Source organism: Streptomyces montanisoli (assembly GCF_017813245.1).
Classification (GTDB): Bacteria; Actinomycetota; Actinomycetes; order Streptomycetales; family Streptomycetaceae; genus Streptomyces; species Streptomyces montanisoli.
On record NZ_JAGIQL010000235.1, the window covers coordinates 1 to 7,642 of the forward strand.

Genomic DNA, 7,642 nt, shown 5'->3' on the forward strand with positions numbered 1-7,642 from the left:
GCGCCGCCGGCCCCCGCGATCCCTCGGTGACTGGAGCTCGGCCCTGTGCTCTTCCGATCCCCCGGTCCGGCGGCCGGGGCATACGCGTGGCCCGGGCGCCGTCGCGGCCCGCGGCCGCGGTGGGTCACGTGCGCGGGACGCGCATCACGCCCTCCTGGATCACCGAGATCGCCAGCCTGCCGTCCCGCGTGTAGATGCGTGCCTGGCCGAGGCCGCGGCCGCCCGAGGACGACGGCGACTCCTGGTCGTAGAGCAGCCACTCGTCCGCCCTGAACGGCCGGTGGAACCACATCGCGTGGTCCAGGCTCGCGCCGACGATGTCGCCGACCGCCCAGCCGCCGCGCCCGTGGGCGAGCAGCACCGAGTCGAGCAGCGTCATGTCGGAGACGTACGTCGCGAGGCACACGTGCAGCAGCGGATCGTCCGCCAGCTTGCCGTTCGTGCGGAACCACACCTGCGAGCGCGCCTCGCGCGGCCGTCCCACCGTCGCCCACGGCGGCTCTTGCACGTAGCGCAGGTCGACCGCCGCGCGCACCTCGAGCAGCCGGTCGACCACGGACTGGTCGAGGACCGAGTCGGCGTACCTCGGCAGCAGCTCCGTGCCCGACGGCAGGCTCTCCGGGTCCGGCGCGGCCGGCATCTCCGCCTGGTGGTCGAGCCCCTCCTCGTGCTGCTGGAACGACGTCGACAGGTGGAAGATCGGCTGCCCGTGCTGGACGGCCACGACGCGGCGCGTCGTGAAGGAGCGGCCGTCCCTGATGCGGTCCACCGTGTAGACGATGGGCGCACCCGGGTCACCCGGGCGCAGGAAGTACGAGTGGAGCGAGTGCGCCGCGCGGTCCCCGGGCACCGTCCGGCCGGCGGCGACCAGCGCCTGGGCGGCCACCTGGCCGCCGAAGACGCGCGGCACGACGGACGAGTGGCTCGCCCCGCGGAAGATGTCCTGCTCGATCCGCTCCAGATCGAGCAGACCGAGCAGGGTGTCGAGTTCGCTGTTCATGGGACGAGTCTGACCCAGGCGCTCGCGCGGCCCCGTCACAGGCCCATGGACTTGGCGATGATCATCTTCATGACCTCGCTGGTCCCGCCGTAGATGCGGTTGACGCGGTTGTCCGCGTACAGGCGGGCGATCGGGTACTCGTTCATGTAGCCGTAGCCGCCGTGCAGCTGGAGGCACCGGTCGATCACGCGGCTCGCGACCTCCGTGCAGAACAGCTTCGCGGACGCGGCCTCGGCCGCCGTCAGCTCGCCCGCGTCGTGCGCCTCCAGCGCGCGGTCGGCGACGGCCTGCGCCGCGTCGACCTCGGCCTGGCACGCGGCGAGCTCGAACTTCGTGTTCTGGAAAGACGACACCGACTTGCCGAAGACCGTGCGGTCCGCCACGTACTCCTTGGTGAACCTGACGGCCGCCGCGGCCTGCGCGTACGCGCCGAACGCGATGCCGAGCCGCTCCTGCGGCAGGTTCTGGCCGAGGTAGGAGAAGCCCTTGTTCTCCTCGCCGAGCAGGTCGGCCACCGGGACCTCGACGTCGGTGAACGACAGCTCGGCGGTGTCGGACGTCTTGAGGCCGATCTTGTCGAGCTTGCGCCCGACCGCGTACCCCGGCGACTTCGTGTCCACGACCAGCAGCGAGATGCCGAAGCGGCGGTCGTCGGCCGACGGCGGCGCGGTGCGCGCGCAGACGATGACGCGGTCCGCGTGCACGCCGCCCGTGATGAACGTCTTCGAGCCGTTCAGCACGTAGTGGGTGCCGTCGTCGGACAGCTTGGCCGTGGTCTTCATGCCCGCCAGGTCGGAGCCGGTGCCGGGCTCCGTCATGGCGATGGCGAACATGTTCTCGCCGCTGATGAAGCCGGGCAGCCAGCGCTTCTTCTGCTCGTCGGTCGCGTACGCCTTGAGGTAGGGCAGGCAGAGGGCCACGTGTACGCCGGAGCCGCCGAAGGAGACGCCCGCGCGTGCGGTCTCCTCCGAGACGAGCGCCTGGAACTTGAACGACTCGACGCCGGCGCCGCCGTACTCCTCGGGCACCTCGATGCCGAAGACGCCCAGCTCACCCAGCTTGTGGTAGAAGTCGCGCGGCACCTGGCCCGCCGCGAGCCACTCGTCGTAGTGCGGGACGACCTCGCCCTCGATGAAGGCCCTGAGGGTGGCCCTGAAGGACTCGTGGTCCTCGTTGTAGACGGTGCGACGCATGACGGGGCCCTCCTTCGCGGCGATCCGCCGCCTTCGGTGACGCGCGCGAGCCGGCGAGCGACAGCTCTAAGCGCTTGCTCAGTACAAGTTACCGGGCGGTCAGTTCGTGTGTCCAGGGTGGCCCCCGCTTGACGAAATGTGTACCGCGTCGTGGCAGACCGCGCGCCGTGCGCCTCGTATGCTGCCCGCCATGAGCAGGTACCCCTCCAGCGCCCGCACGGCCAAGGGCCGCTTCCTGACCGTCGTGACCGCGCTCATGGTCGTCGTCCTGGTGGCGTTCGTCGTGGCCTACGTCCAGTAGCGGAGCCTCCGTCCCGGCACCTCGTCTCCGTCCCGGGACCTCGTCCGCAGGTCTCGTCCCGCTCCGACCAAAGCCCTTAACTGCGTCTCCGCCCCCCGTTCACGCGTCCGGCGGGATGAATTCCGCAGGGCGCGACGTTGGTGGATGCGGCGGGATCGGCGGGTAGTCATGGCCGGGCCCGGATATGCGGGGCACGGCGACAACGGGAGGCGCATCACCAGTGGCGGCGGGGAAAGACAGCTGGGCACGGCGGCTGGCGGGGTACGCGTGGCGCTATCGCGGCCGGGTGATGCTCTCGCTCGGCGCGTCCCTCGCCGGCATGGGCGTCATGGCGCTCGTCCCGCTGATCACCAAGCTCGTGATCGACGACGCCATCGGCGCGCAGGACGGCTCGCTCTACACCTGGACTGGCCTGCTGGTCGCGTCCGCCGTGGTCGTGTACCTGGCGACGTACGTCCGCCGCTACTACGGCGGCAGGCTCGCCCTGGACGTCCAGCACGACCTGCGCACCGACATGTACACCTCGCTCACCCGTCTCGACGGCAGGCGTCAGGACACGCTGAGCACCGGCCAGGTCGTCGGCCGGGCCACCAGCGACCTTCAGCTCATCCAGGGGCTGCTGTTCATGCTGCCCATGACGATCGGCAACGTCCTGCTGTTCGTCGTCTCTCTCGTGATCATGGCGGTGCTCTCGCCGCCGCTCACGCTCGTCGCGCTCGCCGTCGCCCCCGCCGTCTACTGGATCGCCCGCCGGAGCCGCTCCCGCCTCCACCCGGCCACCTGGTACGCGCAGACGAGGGCCGCCGACGTGGCGGGCGTCGTGGACGGGGCCGTCACGGGCGTGCGCGTCGTCAAGGGCTTCGGCCAGGAGGAGCAGGAGACCGACAAGCTGCGCAGGGCCGGCAGGAAGCTGTTCGCGGGCCGCCTGCGCACGGTGAAGCTCAACGCGCGCTATACGCCGGCGCTGCAGGCCGTGCCGTCGCTCGGCCAGGTCGCCATGCTGGCGCTCGGCGGCTGGCTCGCGACCAAGGGCGACATCACGCTCGGCACGTTCGTCGCGTTCTCCACGTACCTCGCGCAGCTCGTCGGCCCGGTCCGCAGCCTCGCCGTCGTCCTCACCGTGGGCCAGCAGGCGCGCGCCGGGGTCGAGCGCGTGCTCGACCTCATCGACACCGAGCCCACGATGAGCGAGGGCACCAAGGAGCTGCCCGCCGGCGCGGAGGCGTCCGTCGAGTTCGACGACGTCGCGTTCGCCTACCAGGAGGGCAGGCCCGTACTCGACGGGTTCTCGCTGCGCGTCGAGCCGGGCGAGACCGTCGCGCTCGTCGGCTCGTCCGGCAGCGGCAAGTCCACCGTCTCGCTGCTCCTGCCGCGCTTCTACGACGTGTCGCACGGCGCCGTGCTCGTCGGCGGCCACGACGTGCGCGAGCTGACGTACGGCTCGCTGCGCGACGCCATCGGGCTCGTGCCCGAGGACAGCTTCCTGTTCTCCGACTCCGTGCGCGCCAACATCGCCTACGGCCGCCCGGACGCGACGGAGGAGGAGATCCTGCGCGCCGCGCGCGCGGCCCAGGCCGACCGGTTCATCAGCGCGCTCCCCGACGGCTACGACACCGAGGTCGGCGAGCAGGGCCTCACGCTCTCCGGCGGCCAGCGCCAGCGCATCGCACTCGCGAGGGCGATCCTCACCGACCCGCGCCTGCTCGTGCTGGACGACGCGACGTCCGCCGTGGACGCGCGCGTCGAGCACGAGATCCACGAGGCGCTGCGCGGCGTGATGGCCGGCCGCACGACACTGCTGATCGCGCACCGCCGCTCCACGCTCGGCCTCGCCGACCGCATCGCGGTGCTCGACGGCGGCCGCCTGGCCGACATCGGCACCCACGAGGAGCTCCAGCTCCGCTCGGCGCTCTACCGGCGGCTGCTCACCGACCCGGACGAACTGGGCGAGGCCGCGACCGAGCCCCGCATCGAGTCCCGGATCGGGGACGCGCGCGCGTGCGACGACGGAGAGGAGTCCGCACAGGACCGCACCGCCGGGGCGCGCCGCGCGGTCCGCGAGGAGGTGGCCCGCGAGTCCATCGACGCGGAGTTCGACGCCGACTTCGACGCCGAGCGCGGCATCACGCCCACGCTGTGGGCGCGTGACGAGGTCGTCGAGGAGGAGGGCGCGTCGGGCGCCACGCCCGAGCTGCTCGCCAAGGTGGCCGCGCTGCCGCCCGCCACGGACGCCCCCGAGGTGGACGAGGCGCGCGCGGTGACGCCCGAGAGCTCCTACGGGCTGCGCAGGCTGCTGCGCGGCTTCGGCGGCGCGCTGGCCGTCAGCCTGCTGTTCGTCGCCGTGGACGCGGGCATGGGCCTGCTGCTGCCGATCCTGGTCAGGCACGGCATCGACCAGGGCGTGGACAAGGTCGTGCTCGGCGCCGTGTGGACGGCGGCCGGGCTCGGACTCGCCGTCGCGCTCGTGCAGTGGATCGCGCAGATCGGCGAGGCCCGGATGACCGGGCGCACCGGCGAGCGCGTGCTGTACGCGCTGCGGCTGAAGATCTTCGCGCAGTTGCAGCGGCTCGGCCTCGACTACTACGAGCGCGAGCTGACCGGCCGCATCATGACGCGGATGACGACGGACGTGGACGCGATGTCGACGTTCCTGCAGACCGGGCTCGTCACCGCGCTGGTCGCCGTGATCACGTTCCTCGGCATCCTCGGGGTGCTGCTCGCCATCGACGTCCAGCTGGCGCTCGTGGTCTTCGCCTCGCTGCCGTTGCTCATCGTCGGGACGGTCTTCTTCCGGCGCAAGAGCGTGCGGGCCTACACGCTCGCGCGTGATCGCATCGGCGTCGTCAACGCCGACCTCCAGGAGACCGTCGCCGGGCTGCGGATCGTGCAGGCCTTCCGGCGCGAGCATGACGGCGGTGAGCGGTTCGCCGGCCGCAGCAGGGAGTACCTGAAGGCGCGCACGCGCGGGCAGTGGCTGATCTCCGTGTACTTCCCGTTCGTGCAGTTCCTGTCGTCCGTCGCGGCGGCCGCCGTGCTGATCGTCGGCGCGGGCCGGGTGCAGGCGGGCACCCTCACGACGGGCGCGCTGGTCGCGTACCTGCTCTACATCGACCTGTTCTTCGCGCCGGTGCAGCAGCTCTCCCAGGTCTTCGACGGGTACCAGCAGGCGACCGTTTCACTGACGCGCGTGCAGGAGCTGCTGCGCGAGCCCACGTCGACGGTCGCGGCGAAGGACCCCAGGCCCGTGGGGCGGCTGCGCGGCGAGATCGCCTTCGAGGGCGTCGACTTCCGATACGCGGCGGACAGCCTGGGCGGCGAGGAGCAGGAGGACGCACCGGAGCAGGCGCGCCCGGGAGCCGCCCCGGGCGAGGCGCCTGCGGGCACGGGGCCTGCGGGCACGGGGCCCGGCGCGGAGGGCGGCGCGAAGAAGGACGCCGCGCTCAGCTCGGTGCGGCTGCGCATCGCGGCCGGCCAGACGGTCGCCTTCGTCGGCGAGACCGGCGCGGGCAAGTCGACGCTCGTCAAGCTCGTCGCGCGCTACTACGACCCGACGGGCGGACGCGTCACGGTCGACGGTCGGGACCTGCGTGACCTCGACCTCGCGGCCTACCGCCACCGGCTCGGCGTCGTGCCCCAGGAGGCGTACCTGTTCCCCGGCACGGTGCGGGACGCGATCTCGTACGGGCGGCCGGGCGCGAGCGACGCGGAGGTCGAGGCGGCCGCGCGCGCGGTCGGCGCCCACGACATGATCGCCACGCTCGACGGCGGCTACCTGCACCAGGTCGCGGAGCGCGGGCGCAACCTGTCGGCGGGACAGCGCCAGCTGATCGCCCTGGCCAGGGCCGAGCTCGTCGACCCCGACATCTTGCTGCTCGACGAGGCGACCGCGGCGCTCGACCTGGCCAGCGAGGCGGCCGTCAACCAGGCGACGGAACGGCTCACCGGCCGCCGCACCACGCTGGTGGTCGCGCACCGGCTCACGACGGCGGCACGGGCCGACCGTGTGGTCGTGATGGACCACGGCCGGGTCGCCGAGGACGGCACCCACGAGGAGCTGCTGGCCCTGGATGGCCGCTATGCGCGCCTGTGGCGCAGCTTCGTGGGCGAGGAGGAGCCGGCAGCCGCCTGACGCCCACCGTCCGACACCTGCCGTCGTTGACAAGGGTATGACCAACGAGCCAATGTGGCCTCCGGTCGGCGAGAGGCGGCGAAGGATGAAGACGGTCGGTCTGATCGGACTCGGCGCGATGGGGCGCCCAGCGGCGGAGCTGCTCGCGGCGGCGGGGGTGCGGACCCACTGCTACGACGCGGACCGCGCGGCGGTGGAGCGGGCGGCGGAGCGCGGCGTCCGCCCGGCCGCGTCGGTCGCGGAGCTGGCCGCGGTGAGCGACGTGGTCCTCGTCATGGTCCCGACCGACGAGGACGTGCTGGACGTGTGCACGGGCGGTGGCGGCGTGCTGTCGGCGGCGCGGGCCGGGACCGTCGTCCTCGTCTGCTCCTCGGTCACCCCCGCCACCTGCCGGGAGGTGGCGCGGGCGGCCTCGCCGCGCGGGGTCGACGTCCTGGACGCGGCCCTGACGGGCGGGGTGCGCGCGGCGGAGGCCGGCGCGATCAACCTGCTGGTCGGCGGCGACGAGCACGTACTCGACGCGGTGCGCCCCGAGCTGGCGCCCTGGACGGGGACGGTCCACCACCTGGGCCCGCTCGGCTCGGGCCAGGTCGGCAAGACGGTCAACAACCTCTGCCACTGGGGCCAGCTGGCCGCCATCGTGGAGGCCCTGCGGCTGGGCGACGCGCTCGGCGTGGCCCCCGAGAAGCTCCGCGCGGCCGTCCTCGACGGCCCCGCGGCGAGCAGGACGCTCGCGGAGATGGAGCTGATGCGCCTGACCTGGCACCGCAAGGACCTGGCCAACGCGGCGCGGATGGCGGCCGAGGCGAACCAGGCACTCCCGGTGGCGGCGACGGCGCGCGAGGCGATGGAACACATCACGGTCGAGGACATCGCGACGCTGTACCGCCACGAGTGACCGCCACGCGGCGGGGCACACGTCGGCCGCCTGCGGCGGCCCGCCTGGTGCGCCATGCGCGCACGGCCCCGCCGTGGCCCGGCTCCTCGCCGGCGCGCCGAGCGTCTCGCGCACGCGCGGC

General features: G+C 73.0%; 4 protein-coding genes. 2 read left to right on the forward strand and 2 right to left on the reverse strand.

Features of this window, described 5'->3' with window-relative positions:
• Positions 1-124: 124 nt before the first annotated feature.
• Both tesB and JFN87_RS30760 read right to left on the reverse strand, forming a co-directional pair.
• Positions 125-1,000 carry an acyl-CoA thioesterase II gene (tesB, locus tag JFN87_RS30755; protein ID WP_209345436.1) on the reverse strand — a complete coding sequence of 292 codons (876 nt, stop codon included), beginning with the start codon at positions 998-1,000 and terminating at the stop codon, positions 125-127.
• Between the two features lie 35 nt (positions 1,001-1,035).
• Positions 1,036-2,193 (reverse strand): acyl-CoA dehydrogenase family protein, encoded by a 1,158-nt coding sequence (locus JFN87_RS30760; protein ID WP_209345438.1) that lies wholly within the window; start codon positions 2,191-2,193, stop codon positions 1,036-1,038.
• Between the two features lie 485 nt (positions 2,194-2,678).
• On the opposite strand from JFN87_RS30760, the gene JFN87_RS30765 reads away from it, so the two are divergent.
• Together JFN87_RS30765 and JFN87_RS30770 are read left to right on the forward strand one after the other, a co-directional pair.
• Positions 2,679-6,623, forward strand: coding sequence for an ABC transporter ATP-binding protein (locus tag JFN87_RS30765; protein ID WP_209345439.1), 3,945 nt, complete (start codon positions 2,679-2,681; stop codon positions 6,621-6,623).
• Positions 6,624-6,708: 85 nt separating this feature from the next.
• Positions 6,709-7,521 (forward strand): NAD(P)-dependent oxidoreductase, encoded by an 813-nt coding sequence (locus tag JFN87_RS30770; RefSeq protein ID WP_209345441.1) that lies wholly within the window; start codon positions 6,709-6,711, stop codon positions 7,519-7,521.
• Positions 7,522-7,642: the final 121 nt, after the last annotated feature.